Source organism: Staphylococcus coagulans, assembly GCF_022557135.1.
In the GTDB taxonomy this organism is placed as follows: domain Bacteria; phylum Bacillota; class Bacilli; order Staphylococcales; family Staphylococcaceae; genus Staphylococcus; species Staphylococcus coagulans.
In genome coordinates, this window is sequence record NZ_CP092966.1 from 1305391 (window position 1) to 1328964 (window position 23574).

27 protein-coding genes and 1 riboswitch are annotated in these 23574 nt (G+C 33.6%); of the genes, 24 read left to right on the plus strand and 3 right to left on the minus strand.

Annotated elements, in window-relative coordinates; genetic code table 11:
* Positions 1 to 228 precede the first annotated feature (228 nt).
* The 23 genes from KM149_RS06165 to gcvPB all read left to right on the plus strand — a co-directional run bounded on the left by KM149_RS06165 (position 229) and on the right by gcvPB (position 20991).
* The gene (locus tag KM149_RS06165) at positions 229 to 828 is read left to right on the plus strand and encodes a superoxide dismutase (protein ID WP_050330802.1); all 600 of its coding nucleotides are present in this window, start codon (positions 229 to 231) and stop codon (positions 826 to 828) included.
* Between the two features lie 227 nt (positions 829 to 1055).
* Positions 1056 to 3092, plus strand: coding sequence for a peptidoglycan D,D-transpeptidase FtsI family protein (locus tag KM149_RS06170; RefSeq protein ID WP_165545507.1), 2037 nt, complete (start codon positions 1056 to 1058; stop codon positions 3090 to 3092).
* A gap of 369 nt (positions 3093 to 3461) precedes the next feature.
* On the plus strand, positions 3462 to 4427 hold the full coding sequence (locus KM149_RS06175; protein ID WP_050330803.1) for a PstS family phosphate ABC transporter substrate-binding protein: 966 nt from the start codon (positions 3462 to 3464) through the stop codon (positions 4425 to 4427).
* Between the two features lie 201 nt (positions 4428 to 4628).
* The gene (gene pstC, locus KM149_RS06180; protein WP_371317744.1) at positions 4629 to 5528 is read left to right on the plus strand and encodes a phosphate ABC transporter permease subunit PstC; all 900 of its coding nucleotides are present in this window, start codon (positions 4629 to 4631) and stop codon (positions 5526 to 5528) included.
* A gap of 1 nt (position 5529) precedes the next feature.
* Entirely contained in the window at positions 5530 to 6408 is an 879-nt protein-coding gene (gene pstA, locus KM149_RS06185) for a phosphate ABC transporter permease PstA (protein WP_050330805.1), read from the plus strand.
* A 40-nt stretch (positions 6409 to 6448) separates the two neighbouring features.
* Positions 6449 to 7333, plus strand: a complete 885-nt coding sequence (gene pstB / locus KM149_RS06190) for a phosphate ABC transporter ATP-binding protein PstB (protein WP_050330806.1) — start codon at positions 6449 to 6451, stop codon at positions 7331 to 7333.
* Between the two features lie 2 nt (positions 7334 to 7335).
* The gene (gene phoU, locus KM149_RS06195; RefSeq protein ID WP_050330807.1) at positions 7336 to 7986 is read left to right on the plus strand and encodes a phosphate signaling complex protein PhoU; all 651 of its coding nucleotides are present in this window, start codon (positions 7336 to 7338) and stop codon (positions 7984 to 7986) included.
* 74 nt (positions 7987 to 8060) lie between these two features.
* Positions 8061 to 8210: a 50S ribosomal protein L33 gene (rpmG, locus tag KM149_RS06200; RefSeq protein ID WP_016425180.1), complete on the plus strand. Its 150-nt coding sequence runs from the start codon at positions 8061 to 8063 to the stop codon at positions 8208 to 8210.
* A 379-nt stretch (positions 8211 to 8589) separates the two neighbouring features.
* A complete protein-coding gene (locus tag KM149_RS06205) occupies positions 8590 to 9129 on the plus strand; it encodes a 5-formyltetrahydrofolate cyclo-ligase (protein ID WP_214969926.1) in 540 nt (179 codons plus the stop codon).
* A gap of 17 nt (positions 9130 to 9146) precedes the next feature.
* The gene (locus KM149_RS06210; RefSeq protein WP_214969922.1) at positions 9147 to 10586 is read left to right on the plus strand and encodes a rhomboid family intramembrane serine protease; all 1440 of its coding nucleotides are present in this window, start codon (positions 9147 to 9149) and stop codon (positions 10584 to 10586) included.
* A 1-nt stretch (position 10587) separates the two neighbouring features.
* Positions 10588 to 10794 (plus strand): YqgQ family protein, encoded by a 207-nt coding sequence (locus tag KM149_RS06215; RefSeq protein ID WP_214969906.1) that lies wholly within the window; start codon positions 10588 to 10590, stop codon positions 10792 to 10794.
* Positions 10787 to 11773, plus strand: coding sequence for an ROK family glucokinase (locus tag KM149_RS06220; protein ID WP_050330810.1), 987 nt, complete (start codon positions 10787 to 10789; stop codon positions 11771 to 11773). Before KM149_RS06215 ends, KM149_RS06220 begins: the two co-directional genes overlap by 8 nt.
* A complete protein-coding gene (locus KM149_RS06225; protein WP_050330811.1) occupies positions 11774 to 12085 on the plus strand; it encodes an MTH1187 family thiamine-binding protein in 312 nt (103 codons plus the stop codon). It abuts the gene before it with no gap.
* 15 nt (positions 12086 to 12100) lie between these two features.
* Positions 12101 to 12724 carry an MBL fold metallo-hydrolase gene (locus tag KM149_RS06230; RefSeq protein ID WP_165545502.1) on the plus strand — a complete coding sequence of 208 codons (624 nt, stop codon included), beginning with the start codon at positions 12101 to 12103 and terminating at the stop codon, positions 12722 to 12724.
* Positions 12725 to 12780: 56 nt separating this feature from the next.
* Entirely contained in the window at positions 12781 to 13755 is a 975-nt protein-coding gene (gene comGA, locus KM149_RS06235; protein ID WP_214969903.1) for a competence type IV pilus ATPase ComGA, read from the plus strand.
* Positions 13724 to 14791, plus strand: a complete 1068-nt coding sequence (gene comGB / locus KM149_RS06240; protein ID WP_165545500.1) for a competence type IV pilus assembly protein ComGB — start codon at positions 13724 to 13726, stop codon at positions 14789 to 14791. Before comGA ends, comGB begins: the two co-directional genes overlap by 32 nt.
* Before the next feature lie 11 nt (positions 14792 to 14802).
* Positions 14803 to 15126, plus strand: a complete 324-nt coding sequence (comGC, locus tag KM149_RS06245; RefSeq protein ID WP_241415187.1) for a competence type IV pilus major pilin ComGC — start codon at positions 14803 to 14805, stop codon at positions 15124 to 15126.
* Positions 15101 to 15547, plus strand: coding sequence for a competence type IV pilus minor pilin ComGD (gene comGD, locus KM149_RS06250; protein WP_103356232.1), 447 nt, complete (start codon positions 15101 to 15103; stop codon positions 15545 to 15547). Before comGC ends, comGD begins: the two co-directional genes overlap by 26 nt.
* A 192-nt stretch (positions 15548 to 15739) precedes the next feature.
* On the plus strand, positions 15740 to 16225 hold the full coding sequence (locus KM149_RS06255; RefSeq protein WP_082165724.1) for a prepilin-type N-terminal cleavage/methylation domain-containing protein: 486 nt from the start codon (positions 15740 to 15742) through the stop codon (positions 16223 to 16225).
* A 163-nt stretch (positions 16226 to 16388) separates the two neighbouring features.
* Positions 16389 to 16916, plus strand: coding sequence for a shikimate kinase (locus tag KM149_RS06260; RefSeq protein WP_231909480.1), 528 nt, complete (start codon positions 16389 to 16391; stop codon positions 16914 to 16916).
* A riboswitch (glycine riboswitch) is annotated at positions 16903 to 16996 on the plus strand. (Overlaps the previous gene by 14 nt.)
* Positions 16997 to 17075: 79 nt before the next feature.
* A complete protein-coding gene (gene gcvT, locus KM149_RS06265; protein ID WP_103356230.1) occupies positions 17076 to 18167 on the plus strand; it encodes a glycine cleavage system aminomethyltransferase GcvT in 1092 nt (363 codons plus the stop codon).
* Between the two features lie 12 nt (positions 18168 to 18179).
* Entirely contained in the window at positions 18180 to 19529 is a 1350-nt protein-coding gene (gcvPA, locus tag KM149_RS06270; protein WP_060829863.1) for an aminomethyl-transferring glycine dehydrogenase subunit GcvPA, read from the plus strand.
* On the plus strand, positions 19519 to 20991 hold the full coding sequence (gene gcvPB / locus KM149_RS06275) for an aminomethyl-transferring glycine dehydrogenase subunit GcvPB (RefSeq protein ID WP_214969897.1): 1473 nt from the start codon (positions 19519 to 19521) through the stop codon (positions 20989 to 20991). Before gcvPA ends, gcvPB begins: the two co-directional genes overlap by 11 nt.
* Positions 20992 to 21256: 265 nt before the next feature.
* Here gcvPB and KM149_RS06280 read toward each other — a convergent pair whose 3' ends face one another.
* A complete protein-coding gene (locus tag KM149_RS06280; RefSeq protein WP_371317743.1) occupies positions 21257 to 21589 on the minus strand; it encodes a rhodanese-like domain-containing protein in 333 nt (110 codons plus the stop codon).
* Positions 21590 to 21785: 196 nt separating this feature from the next.
* On the opposite strand from KM149_RS06280, the gene KM149_RS06285 reads away from it, so the two are divergent.
* Entirely contained in the window at positions 21786 to 22616 is an 831-nt protein-coding gene (locus KM149_RS06285; RefSeq protein ID WP_060829864.1) for a lipoate--protein ligase family protein, read from the plus strand.
* Positions 22617 to 22696: 80 nt separating this feature from the next.
* On the opposite strand, the gene KM149_RS06290 is transcribed toward KM149_RS06285, so the two are convergent.
* Positions 22697 to 22912 (minus strand): SA1362 family protein, encoded by a 216-nt coding sequence (locus KM149_RS06290; protein ID WP_037559273.1) that lies wholly within the window; start codon positions 22910 to 22912, stop codon positions 22697 to 22699.
* Between the two features lie 25 nt (positions 22913 to 22937).
* Entirely contained in the window at positions 22938 to 23543 is a 606-nt protein-coding gene (locus KM149_RS06295; RefSeq protein WP_214969891.1) for a hypothetical protein, read from the minus strand.
* Positions 23544 to 23574: the final 31 nt, after the last annotated feature.

A 23574-nucleotide genomic window follows, 5' to 3' on the forward strand; every position in this document is an offset into this window, starting at 1 on the left:
AACAATTAATTAGTTCAATAACATTTTACAAATAAAAAGTGTCAAGCAATTTAAAAAACTTTATATATAGATAATTTGATGATTAAAATGTTTAAATCTGCTGAAATTGCGCTATAATAAAGTATGTAGTCAAAATGATATTCATCAATTTGTAAGCATATTAATTGTGACAAGATGATGAATGTTGATACAATTATCATGGAATCAAATTTAGGAGGATGATTAATTATGGCATTTGAACTACCAAAATTACCATATGACTATGATGCATTAGAACCACACATTGACAAAGAAACAATGGTGCTACATCATGACAAACATCATAATACGTATGTAACAAAGTTAAACGCAGCAGTTGAAGGTACAGATTTAGAAAATAAATCTATTGAAGATTTAATTGCTAATTTAGACAGTGTACCTGAAGATAAACGTACTGCAGTTCGTAATAATGGTGGTGGACACTTAAACCACTCATTTTTCTGGCAAATTATTTCACCTAACTCAGAAGAAAAAGGTGAAGTTGTAGATAAAATTAAAGAACAATGGGGTTCTTTAGATGCATTCAAAAAAGAATTTGCTGATAAAGCTGCAGGTCAATTTGGTTCAGGTTGGGCATGGTTAGTAGTGAATAATGGTCAATTAGAAATCGTAACGACTCCTAACCAAGATAGTCCACTTACTAATGGCCAAACTCCAATTTTAAACTTAGATGTATGGGAACATGCATATTACCTTAAATATCAAAATAAACGCCCAGATTATATCAATTCTTTCTGGAATGTTGTTAACTGGGAAAAAGTTGACGAATTATATCAAGCAGCGAAATAATATGCGATATAGAAGGGGGTTGAGGCTCATGGGCCATCAACCTCTTTTTTTTATTTTAGAATGGACCTCGATACATAGATCAGCGTCATTCACATTATATTTCGGCAAATAAGTATAAGGAGATAGGGTTGCTATATTTTTATACTTTTTACCACAAAACATTAGCCAAATGTATTTTTATCATATATTATTTTAAGAAGAACTATGGTGAATAGAGGTCGGTTGTTTTGTTAAAACGATTAAAAGAAAAAACAAATGATGAAAAGATGCGTCTACGAATGAACAAGCGCGTCAATTTTATTTTCGCAGTCATTATTTTTGCTTTCGTACTCATTGTCTTAAGGCTAGGTTATTTACAAATTGTTCAAGGTTCACAATATAATCAAATGATTCGTGAAAGCGAGAATGTGACAGTGAACGAGTCTGTGCCAAGAGGCCGTATTTTAGATCGTAATGGTAATGTCATCGTAGATAATGCGTCAAAAAAATCAATTACATATACTAGAGGTAAAAATACAAATCAAGATGAGATTATGGATACCGCTAAAAAGTTATCTCAATTAATTAAAATGGATACTTCTAAAATCACGGAACGCGATAAAAAAGATTTTTGGATTCAAAAGAATCCTAATCAAGCCAAAAAATTAATGAAAAAAGAACAACAATTATATGAGAACGGTGATATTTCTCAAGATGATTACGATAACACATTGCGCCATAAAATCAGTGATAAAGATTTAGACACTTTATCTAAAAAAGATCTTCAAGTGTTGGCTATTTATAGAGAGATGATGCAGGGCTCAACATTAAGTCCGAGAACAATTAAAAATGATAAGGTCACTGATGAAGAGTATGCCTCTGTATCACAAAAACTTTCAAATTTGCCTGGTATTAATACAGAAATGGATTGGGATCGTAAATATCCTTATGGAAAAACATTAAGAGGTATATTAGGAAGTGTTTCAACTCCTGAAGAAGGTCTGCCAAAAGAATTAACAGATGAATATTTATCTAAAGGTTATTCAAGAAATGACCGTGTGGGTAAAAGTTATTTAGAATTACAATATGAAAATATTTTAAGAGGTAAAAAGAAAGAAATGCGCTATACCACTGATAAATCTGGAGCCATCATTGATTCGGAAGTGGTAAACGAAGGTTCTCGCGGTGATGACTTAGTCTTAACGATAGATATTAAGTTACAACAAAAAGCGGAAGAATATTTAGAACAACAAATTAGAAAATTACGTTCAGAAGGCGCTAAAGATATGGATACGGCAATGATGGTTGTGCAAGACCCTAATAACGGTGATATTTTAGCCATGGTCGGTAAAAAAATTGATAAAGACGGTTCACTTACAGATTTTGATATCGGCACATTCACGACGCAATACGCTGTTGGTTCATCTGTTAAAGGGGCAACTTTATTAGCTGGCTATCAAAACAATGTCATCCATGTTGGTGAACAAATGATTGATGAACCTTTAACTTTTAAAGGCGGCTCTACAAAACGATCTTACTTCAACAAAGATGGTAGAAAATTAATCAATGATAAAGAAGCACTCATGCATTCATCCAACGTTTTTATGTTTAAAACGGCATTAAAACTGGCTGGCCTTGAGTACCAACCTAACATGGCCTTACCAACAGATGTAACAATTCCTGGACAAAAATTACGAAAAGGTTTAAACCAAGTCGGTCTAGGTGTGAAAACTGGTATTGATTTACCCAATGAAGTCACTGGACAAATTGAACCTTTAAAAAATAATCCAGGGAACTATCTTGATCTCGCAATTGGCCAATATGATACTTATTCACCATTACAGCTATCACAATATGTATCAACAATTGCAAATAATGGTTTTAGAATTCAGCCACATATTGGTAAAGAAATTCGAAAAGCAACAAAAAATGATGATTTAGGACCTGTCAAACATAAAATTAATGGTAGAGTTTTAAACCGCGTCAATAACAAGCCGGACGAAATAAAAGAAGTTCAAGACGGATTTGATATGGCCTTTAATAAAGTTGCTGGTACAGGTTACGCGAGTTTCAGCAAAACAAAAGTTCGTTCTGCAGGTAAAACGGGTACAGCCGAAGTTTTCCAAGATGGCGAACCACGCGTTAATTCTACTTATGTTGGTTATGCGCCTGAAGATGATCCGAAACTTGCATTCTCAATCGTTTATACCAACCAACCTGTTCCTGAACCATGGTTGAATGGTGGCGACTTAGGCCGAGATGTTATTAATTACTACTTTAAATAAAGATAAAGACTTGCTTTGTAATCTCAAATACTTTTATATTAGTTACGAAGTCAAAACAGCTCTAAGATGATGAAACAATCATCTTAGAGCTGTTTTATATCCATCATTTTTAGTGATGCGTTGTCTAGATCTCATACTAACAACCTGTATTCAGTGATTAGACATAAATGATTGACTAATAGCGCAAATATGTGAGTACAATCTTAACGACGCGCAATCAAGGATAAAATCAGTGTATGTCATAAAGAAACACTACAAAATTTCATAATTAACATAAACTTTACATTACATTCATTCATAGTTAATAAATGATTTGTATCCTTAAGATGTAAACAATATGATAACCACTAATTCTAGGAGGATGTTTCAATGAAAAAATGGCAAGTATTGGGCACTACAGTTATCAGCGCTTCATTAATTTTAGGTGCGTGTGGCGGAGCTGGACAAAGTAATGATAGCAAAGGGAATGATTCTAAAGGTTCGGATGTTGAGGGCTCTGTAAAAGGTAATGGTTCATCAACTGTAGCACCTATCATTGAAAAATTAAACGAAAACTTTTCTTCAGATCATAAAAATATCACAGTTGAAAACGTGACTTCAGGAACTGGTGATGGATTCAAACAATTTATTGCTGGCAAAACTGATTTTTCAAATGCGTCACGACCAATCAAAGATGAAGAAAAAAATCAATTAAAAGACAAAAACATCGATTATACAGAATTTGAAATTGCAAAAGACGGTTTAACAATTGCAGTTAACAAAGATAATGACTTTGTAAAAGAATTATCTTTAGATGATTTGAAAAAGATTTATTCTGGCCAAGCTAAAAAATGGTCTGATATTAACTCTAAATATCCAAATAAAGAGATTAAAGCTTTTTCACCTGACCAATCTCACGGAACATACGACTTCTTCTCTGAAGAGGTTATGAACAAACAAGATATTAAAGCTGAGAAAAACCAAAATACAGATGTCATTGTTAAATCAGTTCAAGATAATCCAAATGGTATCGGATTCTTCGCATTTAACTTCTATAAAGAAAACGAAAAGAATTTAAAAGCAGTTAAAATTAAAGATAAAAATGGTAAAGCCATTTCACCTGATCACAAAACAATCCAAGATGGTTCATATCCTTTAAGTAGACCGTTATTCATCTATGCTAATAATGAAAAACTTAAGAAAAATGATGCATTTGCAGAATTCTTAAAATACACATTAGAAGATAAAGGTAAAGCAGCAGAATCTAAAGGTGTTGATTATGTCGCATTACCTAAGAATAAATATGAAGAACAGATGAAAAAACTTGATAAATTAACTGGAGATAAAAAGAAATAATCGAAGCAGTCATAATATGATAAGTTTTATATTCTGACAATCATGCATATTCATTTACGGAAGTGATTACAAAAATCCACCTTGAAGTTGTAATCATGATTGACAGTATCAAAGGGTTGAGTTTCATAATCAAATGATTATGTCTCAGCCCTTTTTAGAAAAGGAGCGCGTAATATGAAATCGCAAAACAATATTAGAGAGATGATCCAAAAGAAGAGTCATTCTGGTTCATCACTGAGTGATAAAATTGTGCCAATCATATTGGCTACGATTGCAGCAATTTCTATTTTAACAACAATAGGGATTGTCATTACATTATTGACTGAAACGATTACTTTTTTTACACGGGTCCCCATCTCTAAATTCTTTTTAGAAACCGATTGGAATCCATTTAGTTCGACACCAAAATATGGTATTTGGGCACTTATTCTCGGAACACTGAAAATAACATTAATCGCAACAATTTTCGCTGTTCCAGTTGGAATAGGTGCAGCTATTTATTTAAGCGAGTATGCATCAAAACGAGCACGTAAAATCATTAAACCTATATTAGAAGTTCTTGCCGGTATACCGACAATTGTCTATGGTTTCTTCGCATTGACATTCGTAACGCCTGTGATTAGAGCAATTTTTCCTAGCATTAGTAGTTTTAATGCAATTAGTCCAGGTCTCGTTGTCGGTGTAATGATTATTCCGATGATTGCAAGTATGAGTGAAGATGCGATGTCATCAGTGCCTGACAAAATAAGAGAAGGTGCACTTGGTTTAGGTTCAACAAAATTAGAGATGATACTCAAAGTGATTTTACCCGCAGCAACATCAGGAATTATGGCTTCAATTGTATTAGCTATTTCTCGTGCAATTGGTGAAACAATGATCGTATCCCTTGCAGCAGGGTCAAGCCCGTCGTTTGATTTATCTTTAACACATTCTATCCAAACGATGACGGCTTATATTGTCCAAGTCTCACAAGGTGATGCAACAAATGGCTCTGATTTATACTACAGTATTTATGCAGTTGGGTTCACATTATTTATTTTTACATTAATAATGAATTTTATTTCGCAAATGATTACAAAACGTTTCAGAGAGGAGTATTAAAATGAATTTAATCAATCAAGCTGAGGTTGAGAAAAAACTCTCTGGCCGTATGACAAAGAATAAGGTGTTTAAAACGATATTCTTGATATGTACACTTATCGGTTTAATTGTTTTAGCTATCTTAATTATCGATATTTTAAGAAAAGGCCTTCCAGTCATGACTGGTGACTTTTTCACAAATTTCTCTTCATCATCTGCGCATACAGCGGGGGTTAAAGGTGCTGTCATTGGGACATTATGGCTCATGATGACACTTATTCCTATCGCTTTAGTACTTGGTGTTGGAAGTGCCATTTATTTAGAAGAATATGCTAAAGACAATGCTTTTACTAAATTTATCCGTGTTAACATTTCTAACTTAGCTTCTGTGCCTTCCATTGTATATGGTTTATTGGGGGCAACAATATTTGTGGCTTTGTTGAAACTCGGTAATTCTGTAATTGCTGCTGCACTAACATTAGCATTGCTCATCTTGCCCGTTATTATCGTAGCAAGCCAAGAAGCCTTGAAAGCCGTTCCTAATTCAGTTAAAGAAGCTTCTTATGGTTTAGGAGCAAATAAATGGCAAACGATTAAAAATGTTGTTTTGCCAGCAGCGATTCCTGGTATTGTGACAGGGGTTATTTTAGCAATTTCGAGAGCTATCGGAGAAACAGCACCTTTAGTCGCAATTGGGATTCCGACTATTTTGTTAAGAACACCAAATAGCATTTTAGATTCTTTCCAAACATTACCTTTACAAATTTATGATTGGGCAAGAAAACCAGGGCTTGATTTTCAATCACTTTCATCTGCAGCCATAATTGTCCTATTAGCCATTTTATTAATATTAAACACAATCGCTGTCATTATCAGAAACAAGTATTCTAAAAAATATTAACAAGAAAAATTTTAAAATCGTTTTGAAATGAGGTTTTACTATGACTGAACTTAATACACTAGAGTCAGAAACAAACAAAGTAAACAGTAATAGCAAAGTTAAAAATGAAAATAAAAGATTTATTGCTACAACACAACAACAAGAGGACAATGTACTGAAAGACGCAGATCGTCAAATTGTTTATTCTACTCAGAATTTAGATTTATGGTATGGTGAGCAGCATTCATTAAAAAATATCAACTTAGATATTTTAGAGAAAAATGTTACTGCCATTATCGGGCCTTCTGGATCAGGAAAATCAACCTATGTAAAAGCATTAAATAGAATGGTGGAGTTGGTACCCTCTGTGAAAACATCAGGAAAAGTATTTTATCGAGATCAAAACATTTTTGACAAGCGTTATCCTGTTGAAAAATTGCGTACAAATGTAGGAATGGTATTTCAACAGCCAAATCCGTTCCCGAAATCAATTTATGATAACATCACTTACGGCCCAAGAATTCATGGGATAAAAGATAAAAAAATACTAGATGAAATTGTTGAAAAATCGTTACGTGGTGCAGCAATTTGGGATGAATTAAAAGACCGCCTTAACCAAAATGCATACGGTCTTTCTGGTGGACAACAACAGCGTGTCTGTATTGCTAGATGCCTTGCTATTGAACCAGATGTTATTTTAATGGATGAGCCAACTTCTGCACTTGATCCGATTTCTACTTTAAGAGTGGAAGAACTCGTACAAGATTTGAAAAAAGATTATTCAATTATTATTGTTACACATAATATGCAACAAGCAGCGCGTGTTTCTGATAAAACGGCATTTTTCTTAAATGGTCATGTGAATGAATACGACGATACAGATAAAATCTTCTCAAATCCTTCTGATAAACAAACAGAAGACTACATTTCTGGACGTTTTGGATAATCATGACTGTCATTAGGAAAAGATATGAAGACCAGTTAAGTGACCTATTTAAAGATGTTCGTCGATTAGGTTTAAACGTTTATGATATGATACAACAATCGATAAAAGTTTTATCAGATAAAGACGTTACCCATGCAAGACAGGTTATCAGAAGAGATGAAGACATTAATAAATTGGAGTCTGATATTAATGAGAAAGTTGTCATGCTAATTACACGGCAACAGCCTATTGCTAAAGATTTACGATTTATGATTTCAACACTTAAAATCGCTTCTGAATTTGAAAGAATGGGCGATAATGCTGCAAATATAGCTAAAATACGCACACGGGCACAATTTACAGATCATTATATTATGATGCGGCTCGAAGCTATGGGACATCTTTCTATGTTGATGCTCAAAGACTTAAAAGAGGCCACACGTCATAATGACTTAGAATTAGTTAAAGAAATCATTGAACGTGATATTGATATTGATGATTTATATAAGCAAATTATTAATACAACATACTTGATTGATAACGATCCTTTCGTTGCTGGACAAGCACATTTAGTCGCAAGATATTTAGAAAGAATCGGTGATCATGTCGTCAAAATTGCTGAACATATTTATTATTTTATTACAGGAAATCGATATGAGACTTATGAGAAATAACACTTTCCAATTTCTGCTTTAAATGATATGATAATGAAGTCGTATTTTGAAGAAAGAATAGGAGGGATACCGCTATGCGCGTTAATGTGACATTAGCTTGTACAGAATGTGGAGATCGCAATTACATCTCTACTAAAAACAAAAGAAATAATCCTGAACGAATTGAAATGAATAAGTTCTGTGCACGAGATAATAAAAAAACTTTACATCGTGAAACTAAGTAATCATTTCATGTAAGTGAGTTTGGAACATAAATAATTCAACTCATTTTAATGATTAAATCAGTTTAAATCACGGAGATTTCAAACTTCTAGACAAGATTTTATTACAAGTTTTAGACGTTTGTTTATCCAAGGGGGCAAAAATATCTATTAGTCATAGGTATTTTTAGCCCCTTTTTTTATTACTTTCTTTAGGAAACTGTTTCTGGCTCATTATTCTATAATCGGATGTTGGAACGTACCACTATAAATGTAGCTAAAGCACTTATTTTACGACATTAAATCAATTGTTATATACTTTATTCAATTGTCATATAATGATATTTCCATGACACCAGTTAACAAGCACGATATAATAGTGACAAAAGGGGAGTGATGTTAATTGAACAAAAAATCATTGAGGTTAGAAACTTTAAATAAGATGAAATCACTCTCACCCCAGCAAAAATGGGTAGCTGACGAATGGCTATTTCAACAATTAATTGCACATCCAAAGTATCAACATGCCAATCGTATCGGTATTGTAATGTCCATGCCTCATGAAATCAATACAGACCCGATTATTTTACATGCATTACAAAACGATAAATTAGTTTTTGTACCTTCTACTGACTATCAACAAAAAAAGATGGTATTTCAACAGCTGTTTGACTTAAATCAAGTTGATATGGATGAGAGAGGGATCCGATATGTTAAACATCAAACACCTATCAATCATTCATTAGATTTGGTAATTGTACCAGGAGTTGTTTTTAATCAAAATGGTTATCGTATTGGCTATGGCGGGGGTTATTTTGATCGATTTTTGTCAGAATATCAGCCAGTGAATCTAAGTCTCGTTTATGATATACAAATGACAGACTTGATGACCGTTGAGCCTCATGATTACCCGGTATCTGAATTAATCATCGCAGAAACATAAATAACTGGAGGATTTATATGTTTGAAGAAAAGCACTTATGGAAAGCAAGCTTTTTATGGATAAAATACTTAAACTACGAATGTATACACTTTGATCAAGATAAAGGCGAGATTTGGCTTGGCAATAAAAAACAAAATCATATTATTATATTTAAACAAGGTCATTTTACAACCCAAGAATTAGAATTTGATAAAGAGCGCCTCATTTCACATCATGATGATATCACAAACTTCATAGGTTATAATGCCAATCGTTATGATGTATATGTAATGACGGAGAAATCGTTTAATCCCACTCAATTCAATGTACATCAACCTGTTCGGGTTCGCTTTCATTGTATTGATTCAATCAAAGCATTTGATCAAATGAGTGACCACTTTCTAATCAAAAGAAATTTGAAACATAAAGATAATAAAACAGAAAAAGAGTACAAAAAGCGTGTATTGAATCCAAATATTATCGAACGTGCAATGTATCGTTTTACTCCGGTAACTTACGTTTTGATTTTTATAAATGTACTTATTTGGCTTATCGTAACTTTTTTTACACCTCATCATACAGATTATGAAATTATTAACTTAGGCGCATTAAGCCATTTTAATGTTGTCCATGGAGAATGGTACCGACTGTTGTCTTCGATATTTTTACATATTGATTTTCAACATTTACTCTTTAATATGTTGTCACTCTATATATTTGGGAAATTAGTAGAATCCTTTGTCGGATCACTTAAAATGCTTGGTATCTACTTTTTCTCAGGAATTTTTGGCAACTTATTATCGTTATCGTTTATTACAAAGGGATTTTCATTAGGAGCGAGTGGGGCTATTTTTGGATTAATTGGCGCATTACTTGCATTGATGATTATCAGCAAACGTTTTGAACGAAAAATGATGTTACAAATGATTCTTGCTGTACTCATTATGACGGGAATTACATTGCTCATTCAAAATGTTAACGTGGTCGCTCATTTAGGCGGATTAATAGGTGGGGGACTTATTACTTATTTAGGTTATTTATTTGTAGCAATGCGAAAATACTTTTACATTTTAGTCGCATTCACAATTGTGATTACCATTGGTATGCTCGTGAAAATATATACAACACCGGATATCAATATTTATAATCAAATCATTCAAGATGAGATGTATAGCAATCATTTTAGTGAAGCTAAAGATATGGTTAAGCAGACTTACCATAATGGCTATGCAGACGACATGACATATTATTTATCCGGCCTAATTATTGCAACACAATATTCAAAAGCCGAGGCTATGGCTGAATGGGAACACGGTGTCAAGCTCTTTCCAAATTCAACACCACTCAATTATGAATTAGCCATAGCAAACCGGTCATTAGGTGATAATAAAAAGGCAAAAAAATATTTATCACAAGTACTAAAAAATGATCCTAAAAATAAGGATTATATCAATTTAAAAAAAGAACTGGATGATTAACATGCAGACACAACTTAATACATTTTATGATGTACTTCAATTACTTAAAAAATATGGTTTTATCATTTATTTTGATAATAAAGATGATATGCTAGAAATGATTGAACAAGAAATTCAGACGTTATATCGACACAAATTAATAACTAGAGAAGAATTTCTCCAATCTAAATTATTAATTAACCAAAGAAGGATGAACAGAGATGAGTAAACATTTGATTTTAGCAGCAGATATTGGCGGTACGACTTGTAAACTTGGGATTTTTAATGATAATCTAGAACAACTTTCGAAATGGTCGATTGAAACCGATACGTCTGATCCTACTGGTCGTGTTTTATTACGACAAATATATGATGCTTTTGTAAACCAAATGGATAAATATAACTTTGAAATGAATGACGTTCTTGGATTAGGAATAGGCGTTCCCGGTCCAGTTATGTTTAAATCTGGGATTGTGAATGGTGCAGTCAACCTTAACTGGCCTGACCGTGTCAATGTTTCAGAGATCATGCAAGAGTGGGTTTCATTCCCGGTCTATGTCGACAATGATGCCAATGTTGCAGCATTAGGAGAAAAACATAGTGGTGCGGGCAAAGATGCTGACGATGTTGTTGCGATAACATTAGGTACTGGACTCGGCGGCGGTATTATTTCAAACGGCGAGATTGTACATGGCCATAATGGCTCAGGTGCCGAACTTGGACATATCAGAGTGGATCATGACCAACGTTTCCAGTGCAACTGTGGTAAATCGGGTTGTATCGAAACCGTTGCTTCAGCTACGGGCGTCGTTAATTTAGTCAATTTCTATTATCCTAAATTGACATTTAAATCATCAATTCTACAATTGATTAAAGATAATAAAGTCACCGCTAAAGCAGTTTTTGATGCTGCTAAAGCAGGTGATCAATTTTGTATATTTATTACCGAACGTGTTGCACAATACATTGCTTATTTAGCAAGTATTATCAGTGTTACGACAAATCCGAAATATATTATTCTTGGCGGTGGTATGTCGGATGCAGGAGATATTTTAATTGAAAATATTAAAACAGAATATCATCATCTTGCATTTACACCTTCACAAGAGGGTACAGAAATTGTACGTGCAGAACTCGGCAATGATGCTGGTATTGTCGGTGCAGCTGGTTTAATAAAAACTTATATTATAGAAAAGGAGCGCGTTTAAATGGCTATAGTAGATGTCGTAGTAATCCCTGTTGGAACTGAAGGACCAAGTGTAAGTAAATATATCGCTGAAATCCAAACAAAATTAGAGGCATTCAAACAAGAAGGTAAGATCGACTATCAATTAACACCCATGAACACATTGATTGAAGGCGAGCTATCTGATTTATTTGAAGTTGTTCAAGCCATTCATGAACTACCATTTGATAAAGGTTTAGATCGTGTTTGCACTAATATTAGAATCGATGACCGTCGTGATAAAAATAGAAAGATGAATGATAAATTAGAATCAGTGAGAAAACATTTACAGTAAATGAGAGGGATAAACATGAAAATTTCCAACCTGACTTTAGGGATAGTCAGTACAAATACGTATTTTATTGAAAATGATACCGAATTGATTTTAATCGACCCATCTTCAGAATCCAAAAAAATATTAAATCGTATTCAGCAATCTCAAAAGCAATTGAAAGCAATTTTGCTTACTCATGCACATTTTGATCATATTGCAGCACTAGATGATGTTTTAAAACAATATGACGTGCCAGTATATATGCATCCTGAAGAATTTGATTTTCTTTCTGAACCAGAAAAAAATGGCTCTGTTCAATTCCAAGCATATGGATTACCAATCATCACAAGCCATGCAAATCCTACTGCAATTGAAGAGGGTCATCATCAAATTGGACAATTTCAATTTGATGCATTGCATACACCTGGACATTCACCAGGAAGTTTGACGTATGTTTTTGATGAATTTGCAGTTGTTGGAGATACTTTATTTAATAATGGCATTGGTAGAACAGATTTATACCGCGGTGACTATGAAACACTCGTTGATTCAATTCAAGATAAGATTTTTAATTTAGATGAAACGTTGCCATTATATCCGGGGCATGGTCCATTCACGACTGTTGAAAATGAATATATGAATCCTTATCTTCATGGCTAAAAATTTTAAAGTAATTTAAACACCTCTTACGTGTATAGATGTAAGAGGTGATTTTTATGCAATTATTATTTGACCATGTCATTCAATATGCGATTCAAAGTGAAGCAAGTGATATTCATTTCATACCTTCACAATCACAAGTTGAGGTGAAATTAAGAGTTAAAGACCAATTAATCATGTATGACACATTGAATAAAGAAACCTATCAAAAATTGCTCACGCTTTTAAAGTTTCAAGCTGGACTTGATATTACAACACGCCACAAAGCACAAAGCGGTAGGTATATTTATGAGTATAAAAATTTATATTATCTCCGCGTATCTACATTACCACTTAATTTAGGTACTGAAAGTTGTGTCATACGCTTAACACCCCAATATTTCCAAACTTCAAATATAGACTCAGTGATAGATATTAAAACAACAATGGAAAAAAAGCAGGGCCTCATATTATTTAGTGGTCCAACCGGTGCAGGTAAAAGTACGCTGATGTATCAAATGGTCGTTTATGCAAAGCAAAAATTAAATCTTAATATTATCACCATTGAGGACCCGGTCGAACAGCTCGTAAACGGGATTACACAAATTTCTGTTAATGAAAAAGCAGATATCACTTATAGTTCTTCCTTGAAAGCCATTTTAAGATGCGATCCAGATGTCATTCTAATTGGCGAAATAAGAGATAAATATATTGCCAGAGACGTCATTCAAGCGAGTTTAAGTGGTCATTTAGTTTTATCCACAATTCATGCAAATGATTGCTCAGGTGTATTATTAAGACTAATAGAAATGGGACTGTCACAGCAAGACTTGTCACAATCTATTAATATGATTATTAACCAACGTTTAATTACAACTAAAAAAGATAACCGACAACTTGTTTATGAAACAATGAATCAATCTGAAATTCAATTTTTCTTGAAAAACAATTTTAAATTACCTGCAGCATTTGAAAGCTTAGTAGATAAGTTACATTCTTTAAACCAAGAAGGCGTGATCGATGAAAAAATATTACGAAAATATTCAACATAGGCGAACATTACGTCATATAAACTCAAATCATCTATTAATAATGGAACGCCTATCACAACTATTAGTGCATGGATTTACTTTCGCTGAAGCGATGAAGTTTATATATGATCAACTCCAAATCAAAAACAAACGATTCCATTCAATATTGATCAACGCCTTGAATCAAGGTGCTTCATGCTATGAAGTTTTCCGTATTTTAGGTTATCCGCAAACCGTATTACTCCAATTATATTTCGCTGAAAAATACGGTTCTCTCCCAGAAACACTGCAATTATGCCACCAATTTTATAGTAAAAACAGAAAGCTTAAAAAACAATTTGTTAAAACAATACAATATCCTATTGTACTTATTTTTATTTTTTTCGCGCTAATCACGACTTTGAACCACACCGTTATGCCTCAATTTAATCAAATGTATGACAATATGCAGTTAGAAGCCTCATTATTACAAAAAATCATAAAAGCTTTCATCCAAAACTTCCCACTCACTTCATTAACTCTACTTCTTTGTTTGACCGCTATTTTCTTTTTAGTTCGCCACTTTTTTAAGCAACTTACTGTTCGTCAGCAAATTCAATGGATTAACCGCTTCCCATTCCTCAGAAAATACTACAAACTTTACAACACCTATCACATTACAAATCATTTCGTTTTATTTTTTAAAAATGGCATCACATTGAATGACATTGTCCAAATTTATATCCATCAACAAGAAAGTTTATTTCTCACATATATTGGTCGTACTTTGCAATATCAACTTCAAAATGGCGTTTCCTTTTCAACTATATTTACCCAGCTCAATTGTTTTGAAAATCAGTTTATTCATTATATTCAACATGGTGAAATGCGAGATAAATTGGATGTAGAACTCCAAATGTATAGCATATTTTTACTTGACCATATTGAATATTTTTTACACCAACACATTAAATGGATTCAGCCCATTATGTTCACCTTAATTGGCTTACTCGTATTATGTGTTTATTTAGTCATGATGCTTCCCATTTTTGAAATGATGCAAACGATAAAAGAATAGGAGATATTGATATGATTAAAAATATAATGACAAAATTATTAGTTAAAAAAGGCTTTACACTCATAGAAATGTTACTCGTGTTATTAATCATTAGTGTATTACTAATTTTAATCATTCCTAACATTGCTAAACAATCTGAGCACATTCAGAAAACAGGCTGTAGCGCACAATTGAAAATGATAGATAGTCAAATCGAAGCTTATGCTTTAAAGTTCAATCACAAACCTGCAACGATCGATGATTTAGTTAGAGAAGGCTATATTAAAGAAAGTCAAAAGCAATGTAAATCCAGAGAAACAATTTCTATAAATGCAGGCGAAGCGATTGCGTCGTGATGGCTATACACTTGTAGAAATGCTAGTTGTGTTATCAATTATCATAGTTTTTCTATCCATTGTGATTACACATCCAAAATTTGATTTCTCTCATCTACAATGTGAATATGAAATTAAAAAGCTTACAAGCGAGATTGATTTCTATCAATCACAGGCGATAAAACATCATCAGTCCATATTGATGCTTTTTCGTAAACAATACAATGACATTAAAATAGTTACTTCATATCCTCAAACAACACGCTTGCTTAAATTAAATCCTCTTAACTTAAAAACGAGTTCTAATCTACCATATCTTAAATTTGATAAAAAAGGACAAATTTCAAAGTTTGGAACGCTATATTTTGAATATCAAGGACAAACGATTGCTCTGATTTTTCATATTGAACAAGGGAGGTACCGTATCAAATATTTAAAATAAAAAAAGGTTACTTATTAATAGAAGCGCTTTTTGCGATTTCTATCTTAGTTGTTTTAACGAATCAAATACTTCCGTTAAATCAACAAATGTTAGCCACTTACCGGAATCAAGTCGAACAATTGGAGCTAAAGCGAGCACTATACCAAATTGTTAGAAAAAATATTCCACATGAAAGGTTAAGAATAGCAAATTATGAAGTCATTCCTCAGAAACAAAGGATTTGTATACAAAATTTACAGTCACATCAAAAATATTGTTATATCAAAAAGGGGATTCACACTCATTGAAAGTTTGATTGCATTACTAGCGCAATGCTTAATCATGATGCTCATGCCATTTTTTATCATGACATTCAGCCAACTTAAACACACACTCTTTGATGATAGAACTTATGATTTAGAAATGATGATTAAAGATATCTCTGACCATTTGAACCGCACTGATATTAAAGATGTATTGATACTAAAAAAGGGGATTGAAATTCAAAACAAACAATCTAAAATTACTTATTATCTTCAAAATCAAAAGATTATTAAAACTGTAAATCATAGAGGAAATATTACGCTATGTAATGAGGTTATGAACGTAGTTTTCACAAAAGTTAGTAACAAATATATTTTAATGCATATAAAGTACCGTGAAAGGAATGGTTTTCACGAAAAAGAAATTCTGTTCTAAAAAAGGGTTCACACTACCTTTATTACTCGTTATATTTACTGCTTATTTTTCATTTAATGCTTTTTATTTAATGATTTATAGTCTAAAATTACAAGCAATAGATGCTATTTCTGATGATTATGAACATCACATTAGGCAAACAATAGAAAAAGGTGAGTAACGATTGAAGACAACTAGTAAAATGCCTATCGTACTAATAGGATTCATGGGCGCAGGTAAATCCACAATTGGCAAAATTTTATCACATGAACTCAATTGCTCATTTACTGATTTAGACAGCTTGATTGAAGCGCAATTGAATCAATCAATTCCAGAAATTTTTGAGTTAGAAGGTGAAAAAGCATTTAGAAAATATGAATATCAATATTTAAAACAGGCACTAGAAAAATATGATATTATAGCCACAGGTGGCGGTATTCTATCAGATGATCAAACATTCAATTTTCTAAAAAAACAGCAAATAACTGTTGTTTGGATAGACGCCCCCTTTGAAATATTATATGAACGCATCAAAAATGATGCGCATCGACCTAATGCAAACAAAAAAAGTCATGAAACCTTAAAAAGCTTGTATTATAGTCGTAATTCAAGATATAATGAAATCGCATTCATTAAGATTTCATCCAAAATATCATTGCGAGAAACACTTAATGAAATTAAAAACATAATATTTGCGAACGATCAATATTAGAGAGCATGGCATGGGCCATCGCCGAAGGAGCAAGTAACTTGGATTACGAATCTCTCAGGCAAAAGGATAATATTGTGACGCATTCCTGAAGGGATTTCAACAGGGGAGTAGTTCAACTACTCTTCTGTTTTTTTATTAAACAATTAGGAGGGTATTTTCATGTCTGAAGGTTTAAAACAAACCCCGTTATATCAACACTATGTTGATGCTGGTGCAAAAATAGTTGAATTCGGTGGTTGGGCAATGCCTGTTCAATTTTCAAGTATTAAAGAAGAGCATAACGCTGTTCGTTCTAATGTAGGGTTATTCGATGTGAGTCATATGGGGGAAATTATCATCGAGGGTCCTGATGCTGCAAAGTTAGTACAGTATGTACTTTCAAACGACACAGAACAACTGACACTTTCAAAAGCGCAATATACAGCATTGTGCAATGAACACGGTGGTGTAATTGATGATTTAGTTATTTATCAATTGAATACGCAACGTTATTTACTTATTGTTAATGCTGCAAATGTAGAAAAAGACTATCAATGGATTGTTGACCATAGTCAAGATTTTGATGCAAAGATTGAAAATGTATCATCAAGCTACGGACAACTCGCTGTACAAGGTCCAAACGCACGTCAATTAATCCAAGCACAGGTTCAAGATGATATCAGCGACATGAAAATGTTTGAATTTAAAAAAGAGGTAGAATTATTTGATAAAAAAGTCATTTTATCTCAATCAGGCTACACAGGAGAAGATGGTTTCGAAATATATTGCGATAGTACAGACGTTGTTACCATTTGGGAAAAGCTCCTTTCTCTTGATGTGGTACCTTGTGGTTTAGGTGCACGTGATACTTTACGTTTAGAAGCTGGCTTACCTCTGCATGGGCAAGACTTAAGTGAAACGATTACACCTTACGAAGGAGGAATTGCATTTGCCGCTAAACCTCTCATTGAAGCCGATTTTATTGGAAAATCAGTACTCAAAGAACAAAAAGAAAATGGTGCGCCAAGACGTACAATTGGCTTACGAATGATTGAAAAAGGGATACCTCGAACAGGTTATACCATTTACAATTTAGAAGGCAAAGAAATAGGTGAAGTCACGTCTGGAACTCAGTCCCCTTCTACAGGACATTCAATTGGCATGGGAATTATTCAACGTGATGAATTTGAAATGGGAAAAGAAATTATTATACAAGTTAGAAAAAAACAAGTAAAAGCGCAAATTGTTAAAAAAAATCAAATTGAAAAATAGGGAGTGAATCGTGTGAGTCATCGTTATATTCCATTAACTGAACAAGATGAGAAGGACATGTTAGAAATGATTGGGGTAAACTCAATTCAAGATTTATATAGTGACGTTCCTGAAAATATACTTCTAAACCGAGATTTAAATCTCGAAGAGGCTGAACCAGAGACCCAATTGCTAAAGCGATTAAATCGAATTGCAAATAAGAATACAACTAAAGAAACACATACAAGTTTCCTTGGCGCGGGTGTTTATGACCATTATGCACCTGCAGTGGTAGATGCCATGATTTCTAGATCAGAATTCTACACTGCTTATACACCTTATCAACCTGAAATTTCACAAGGTGAACTACAAGCTATATTTGAGTTTCAAACGATGATTTGTGAGTTAACAGGTATGGACGTAGCGAACTCATCGATGTACGACGGCATGACAAGCTTTGCTGAAGCGTGTTTGTTAGCTTGGGGAAAAACTAAAAAAAGTAAAATTGTGGTTTCAAAAGGCTTACACTATCAAGCATTACAAGTGTTACACACATATTCTGCAATTCGTGAGCAATATGAAGTTGTGGAAGTCGATTTAGAAGGTACAATCACTGATTTAGAAAAACTTGAAGCAGCAATCGACGATGACACAGCAGCTGTTGCTGTTCAATATCCTAATTTCTATGGTTCAATAGAAGATTTAGAAGCCATTCAAGCGCTTATTAAAGACAAAAAAGCTTTATTTATTGTCTATGCTAATCCACTTTCATTAGGTTTATTAACGCCACCAGGAGAATTTGGTGCAGATATCGTTGTTGGTGATACACAAGTGTTTGGAATCCCTTCTCAATTCGGCGGACCTCACTGTGGATATTTTGCGACAACGAAGCAATTAATGAGAAAGATACCTGGACGTTTAGTAGGTCAAACACAAGATGATGAAGGTAACCGCGGTTTTGTTTTAACATTACAGGCGCGCGAGCAACATATTCGACGTGAAACAGCTACATCTAACATTTGTTCAAATCAAGCTTTAAATGCTCTCGCATCCTCAATAGCGATGTCCGCTTTAGGTAAACAAGGCATTTATGACATAGCTGAACAAAATATTGAAAATGCAAATTATGCTAAAGCTCAGTTTAAAAGCAATGGTTTTAAAGTCAATGAAGACACTTCTTTTAATGAATTTGTCGTTGAATTCAACAAACCTATCGAAGAAGTAAACGCATCATTACTTGAAGAAGGTATTATTGGTGGCTTCGACTTAAGTGTCGTTGATCCCCAATACAAAAATCATATGCTTGTCGCTGTAACTGAACTAAGAACAAAAGCTGAAATTGATACATTTGTTAAGAAAGCGGGTGATTTAAATGGTAAGTAAATCTAGTCCATTAATATTTGAACGTTCAAAAGAAGGGCGTTTTGCCTATGCATTACCTAAAAAAGAGATAAACGAGAATGTCGCGGAAAAGTTACTAGATTCAAAATTCATTCGTAAAAATAAGGCGGAATTTCCAGAAGTATCAGAATTAGATCTTGTTCGCCATTATACAGAACTATCTCATAAAAATTTCGGTGTAGATACAGGCTTTTATCCACTAGGTTCTTGTACAATGAAATACAACCCTAAAGTAAATGAAAAAGCCGCACGCATACCTGGCTTTGCTGAATCACACCCGCTTCAAAATGTGAATCAAGTTCAAGGTTCATTAGAAATTATTTACAATTTGCAAGAAGAGCTTAAAGAAATTACCGGCATGGATGAAATTTCTTTACAACCCGCTGCAGGTGCCCATGGTGAGTGGACTGCTTTAATGATTTTCAAAGCCTACCATTTACAAAATGGTGACACACAGCGTGATGAAGTCATCGTTCCTGACTCCGCTCATGGTACAAATCCAGCATCAGCCGTATTTGCTGGCTTTAAAGCAGTCACTGTGAAATCTAACGAAAAAGGTGAAGTCGATATAGATCACCTTAAAGAATTAGTCAGCGATAAAACTGCAGCTATTATGTTAACAAACCCTAATACGTTAGGAATATTTGAAACTAATATTATGGAGATTCGAGACATCGTACACGAAGCAGGCGGATTGCTTTATTACGATGGCGCTAATTTAAATGCCATAATGGATAAAGTTAGACCTGGTGATATGGGCTTTGATGCTGTACATCTTAATTTACACAAAACATTTACTGGCCCGCATGGCGGCGGTGGACCAGGTTCAGGTCCAATTGGTGTTAAAAAGGCCCTTCGAGAATATTTACCAAAACCACTTGTTGTTAAAAATGGAGATCGTTTTGAATACGATAATGAAATTAAACATTCGATTGGTCGCGTTAAACCGTTTTATGGTAATTTTGGTATCTATTTACGTGCCTACACATATATTCGCTCAATGGGCTACCAAGGTTTGAGAGAAGTGTCAGAAGCAGCTGTGCTTAATGCAAATTATATGAAAGCGAGACTTAAAGATACTTTTGTCATTCCATTTGACCAATATTGTAAGCATGAATTTGTACTGAGCGGTACAAAACAGAAAAAATTGGGTGTGCGTACATTAGATATGGCTAAACGGCTTTTAGATTTTGGTGTTCATCCACCTACTGTTTATTTCCCTCTCATTGTTGATGAAGGTATGATGATAGAACCAACTGAAACAGAATCTAAAGAAACGTTAGATTATTTCTGTGACGCTTTAATTCAAATTGCTAAAGAAGCAGAAGAAGATCCTGATAAGGTTTTAGAAGCGCCACATACAACGATAATCGACCGGTTAGATGAAACAACAGCAGCACGTAAACCTATATTAAAATTTGAGAATTTAAAAGAAGAAAAATAAAAAGATAACCCTAGTACGTGCAAAGCAGCACACGCTAGGGTTCTTTTGATTGAATATAATGATTTGATTAACTGCAATAGGATACGAAGCATACACAGTTTGATTCGCAATCGAACTGAGTTAAAGCGTGCAATTAAAGTAACAGTAACATTTAAACACGATGACATATAACACAAGCTCATAGGGAGGATGAGCCCAACCTATCTGAGCATTAAAATAAAGCTAGAGCCCCCATCGTCAAGTTGGAGCATTCTAGCTTTAAAAATTACTTTTTAGACTTAATTTTGCCAGTCCACTTTTTGTAACCGCCTTTTAGCATGTATAAGTCTTTATATCCTTTTTTCTTTAACGTTCTTGCCGCACGATAACTTGCGATACCATTGGCATCAACCAAATAAATCGGTTGGTCTTTTCGCAAACCTTGATAGCGTTGACGGAACATGGTCATAGGTATGTTTCTTGCACCATTAATATGACCATAGTCATAATCTGCTTTTTCACGAAGGTCAATGACTTGTGCTTTTCGAATGCCTTGCTGAAAAGCTTCTTGATCCAATTCTGTAACAGATTTTTTATTAATCAAATAATTAATTACCATCCAAATAATGACGGCAGCCAACACAATCAAAACAATCCATGTTATGTTACTCATCTTGCATCCTCCCTAAAATACCGATATTATTATTATAAGACTGATAGACTGATTTATCAAAATTTTTATATTGTGACATATGTTAGTATTTTTATATAATCACTACATATGCCAAAGTCGTTCATAGGAGGCTTTAAGTCAAATGACAGAAACTTGGCATTTTATTAATACAGGGAGCCATGACCCATATTATAATATGGCATTAGATGAAGCATTATTAAACTTTGTCTCAAGAGGGGAAATCGACCCCGTCATCAGATTTTACACGTGGAATCCACCGACATTGTCGATTGGTTATTTCCAACGTTTATCAAAAGAAATCGATATCGACAAAGTAAAAGAAAAAGGTTACGGACTTGTAAGACGACAAACTGGAGGTAGAGGTGTCTTACATGATAAAGAGTTAACATATAGTGTGATCGTTCCTGAGTCTCATCCAGATATGCCTAAAACAGTAACTGAAGCGTACCGCGTCATTTCTGAAGGTTTATTGGAAGGCTTCAAGTCACTCGGTTTTGATGCATATTTTGCAGTACCTCGCTCTAAAGAGGAACGTGAGAAACTTAAACAACCACGAAGTTCGGTATGTTTCGATGCGCCAAGCTGGTATGAACTTGTTGTCGAAGGTAAAAAAATCGCCGGAAGTGCGCAAACACGTCAAAAAGGTGTTATCTTACAACACGGTTCAATACTACAAGATGTCGATATCGATGATCTATTTGATATGTTTATTTTTAAAAATGATCGATTAAAAGCCAAAATGAAGGAAGCTTTTGTAGAAAAAGCGGTTGCAATTAATGATTTGTCTGATAGTCATGTATCATTAACCGAAATGGAAGTAGCCTTTAAAGAAGGCTTTAAAAAAGCTTTAGATTTGGAATATCAACCGCTTGAATTGACCGAGGCTCAACAAGAAGAAGTAAAAGCGTTGGAAGAAAAATATCGCTCGGAAGCATTTTTATACAGAAAATAAAATCAATGAATAAAAAGCATGACACGAATTACTGTGCCATGCTTTTTATTGTTCTTAGTTAATATTTCTCGCTTAAAGGATTATCTGCGGCGTCGATAACGATTTTTCCACACTCTCAATTTATAATTTCTTTGATCGGGCGTTAAAAAGAAAAAGAAATAAATCAAATAAATCACAGCAATCATCACAATAAGCATGATAATTGATTTAAATATTCCAAATAAAACAAGATCTAAATTCAACACTAACCCGATTATCGCAATAATAATCACGATACCAAATAGGATTTTTTGCAAAGCACTCATCTCTATTTACACCTCTTTAATTTTGTTTCAAATTATCATTCTTTACTTGAATGTTTGTCAAATTTTGACGTCCTCTTTGAATAGAAGTCAAATCTTTTTTTGCATAACCTTTTTTAATTTCAGTTAAGGCTGTTTTGATGTCTTTTTGTACTTTCAACACTTGTTTATGTTGTTTTTTTACATTATCATCTTTTTTTACAATCGATAAATCATTCACGCTCTCTTTGTATTGATTAATCGCATCATCATGCGCTTCAATAACACCATCAAGTTGATCCATAACATCTTGATCCTTTTTATTCTTCATAATTTGATTATCAATCGCTTGATAGTCATTAATTGTTTTTGTTACTGAGCTATAATATTTTGAAGATATTTGTAAGTAATCTGCAATTTTTTTGTTTGTTTTAGCTTGTCCAGTATTTTCTGAGTCTTTTTTCAACGCATCTAATTGCTTTTGTTTTTTATGATTCTCATTTTTGAGTTCTTGATTTTCTAATTTCAAATCATGATTTTTGTCACTCAAATCCGTACTTTTTTCTTCAATAGGCAATAAATTTTGACTCCCACACCCCGCTAGTAACAACGTTAGCCCTAAACTCGCAAACATTCTTTTTTTCATAATAAACTCCTAAACATTAATAGTTTTTCAT

Bases quoted from the DNA above. Each gene is read 5' to 3' on its own strand.
- KM149_RS06210 (WP_214969922.1), top strand. From the start codon at position 9,147: ATGTTTGAAGAAAAGCACTTATGGAAAGCAAGCTTTTTATGGATAAAA.
- KM149_RS06175 (WP_050330803.1), top strand. From the start codon at position 3,462: ATGAAAAAATGGCAAGTATTGGGCACTACAGTTATCAGCGCTTCATTA.
- KM149_RS06215 (WP_214969906.1), top strand. From the start codon at position 10,588: ATGCAGACACAACTTAATACATTTTATGATGTACTTCAATTACTTAAA.
- rpmG (WP_016425180.1), top strand. From the start codon at position 8,061: ATGCGCGTTAATGTGACATTAGCTTGTACAGAATGTGGAGATCGCAAT.
- pstA (WP_050330805.1), top strand. From the start codon at position 5,530: ATGAATTTAATCAATCAAGCTGAGGTTGAGAAAAAACTCTCTGGCCGT.
- KM149_RS06285 (WP_060829864.1), top strand. From the start codon at position 21,786: ATGACAGAAACTTGGCATTTTATTAATACAGGGAGCCATGACCCATAT.
- KM149_RS06225 (WP_050330811.1), top strand. From the start codon at position 11,774: ATGGCTATAGTAGATGTCGTAGTAATCCCTGTTGGAACTGAAGGACCA.
- pstB (WP_050330806.1), top strand. From the start codon at position 6,449: ATGACTGAACTTAATACACTAGAGTCAGAAACAAACAAAGTAAACAGT.
- gcvT (WP_103356230.1), top strand. From the start codon at position 17,076: ATGTCTGAAGGTTTAAAACAAACCCCGTTATATCAACACTATGTTGAT.
- pstC (WP_371317744.1), top strand. From the start codon at position 4,629: ATGATCCAAAAGAAGAGTCATTCTGGTTCATCACTGAGTGATAAAATT.
- KM149_RS06280 (WP_371317743.1), bottom strand. From the start codon at position 21,589: ATGGTAATTAATTATTTGATTAATAAAAAATCTGTTACAGAATTGGAT.
- comGA (WP_214969903.1), top strand. From the start codon at position 12,781: ATGCAATTATTATTTGACCATGTCATTCAATATGCGATTCAAAGTGAA.
- KM149_RS06295 (WP_214969891.1), bottom strand. From the start codon at position 23,543: ATGAAAAAAAGAATGTTTGCGAGTTTAGGGCTAACGTTGTTACTAGCG.
- gcvPB (WP_214969897.1), top strand. From the start codon at position 19,519: ATGGTAAGTAAATCTAGTCCATTAATATTTGAACGTTCAAAAGAAGGG.
- phoU (WP_050330807.1), top strand. From the start codon at position 7,336: ATGACTGTCATTAGGAAAAGATATGAAGACCAGTTAAGTGACCTATTT.
- comGC (WP_241415187.1), top strand. From the start codon at position 14,803: ATGATTAAAAATATAATGACAAAATTATTAGTTAAAAAAGGCTTTACA.
- KM149_RS06165 (WP_050330802.1), top strand. From the start codon at position 229: ATGGCATTTGAACTACCAAAATTACCATATGACTATGATGCATTAGAA.
- comGD (WP_103356232.1), top strand. From the start codon at position 15,101: ATGCAGGCGAAGCGATTGCGTCGTGATGGCTATACACTTGTAGAAATG.
- KM149_RS06230 (WP_165545502.1), top strand. From the start codon at position 12,101: ATGAAAATTTCCAACCTGACTTTAGGGATAGTCAGTACAAATACGTAT.
- KM149_RS06255 (WP_082165724.1), top strand. From the start codon at position 15,740: ATGAAGTCATTCCTCAGAAACAAAGGATTTGTATACAAAATTTACAGT.
- comGB (WP_165545500.1), top strand. From the start codon at position 13,724: ATGAAAAAATATTACGAAAATATTCAACATAGGCGAACATTACGTCAT.
- KM149_RS06220 (WP_050330810.1), top strand. From the start codon at position 10,787: ATGAGTAAACATTTGATTTTAGCAGCAGATATTGGCGGTACGACTTGT.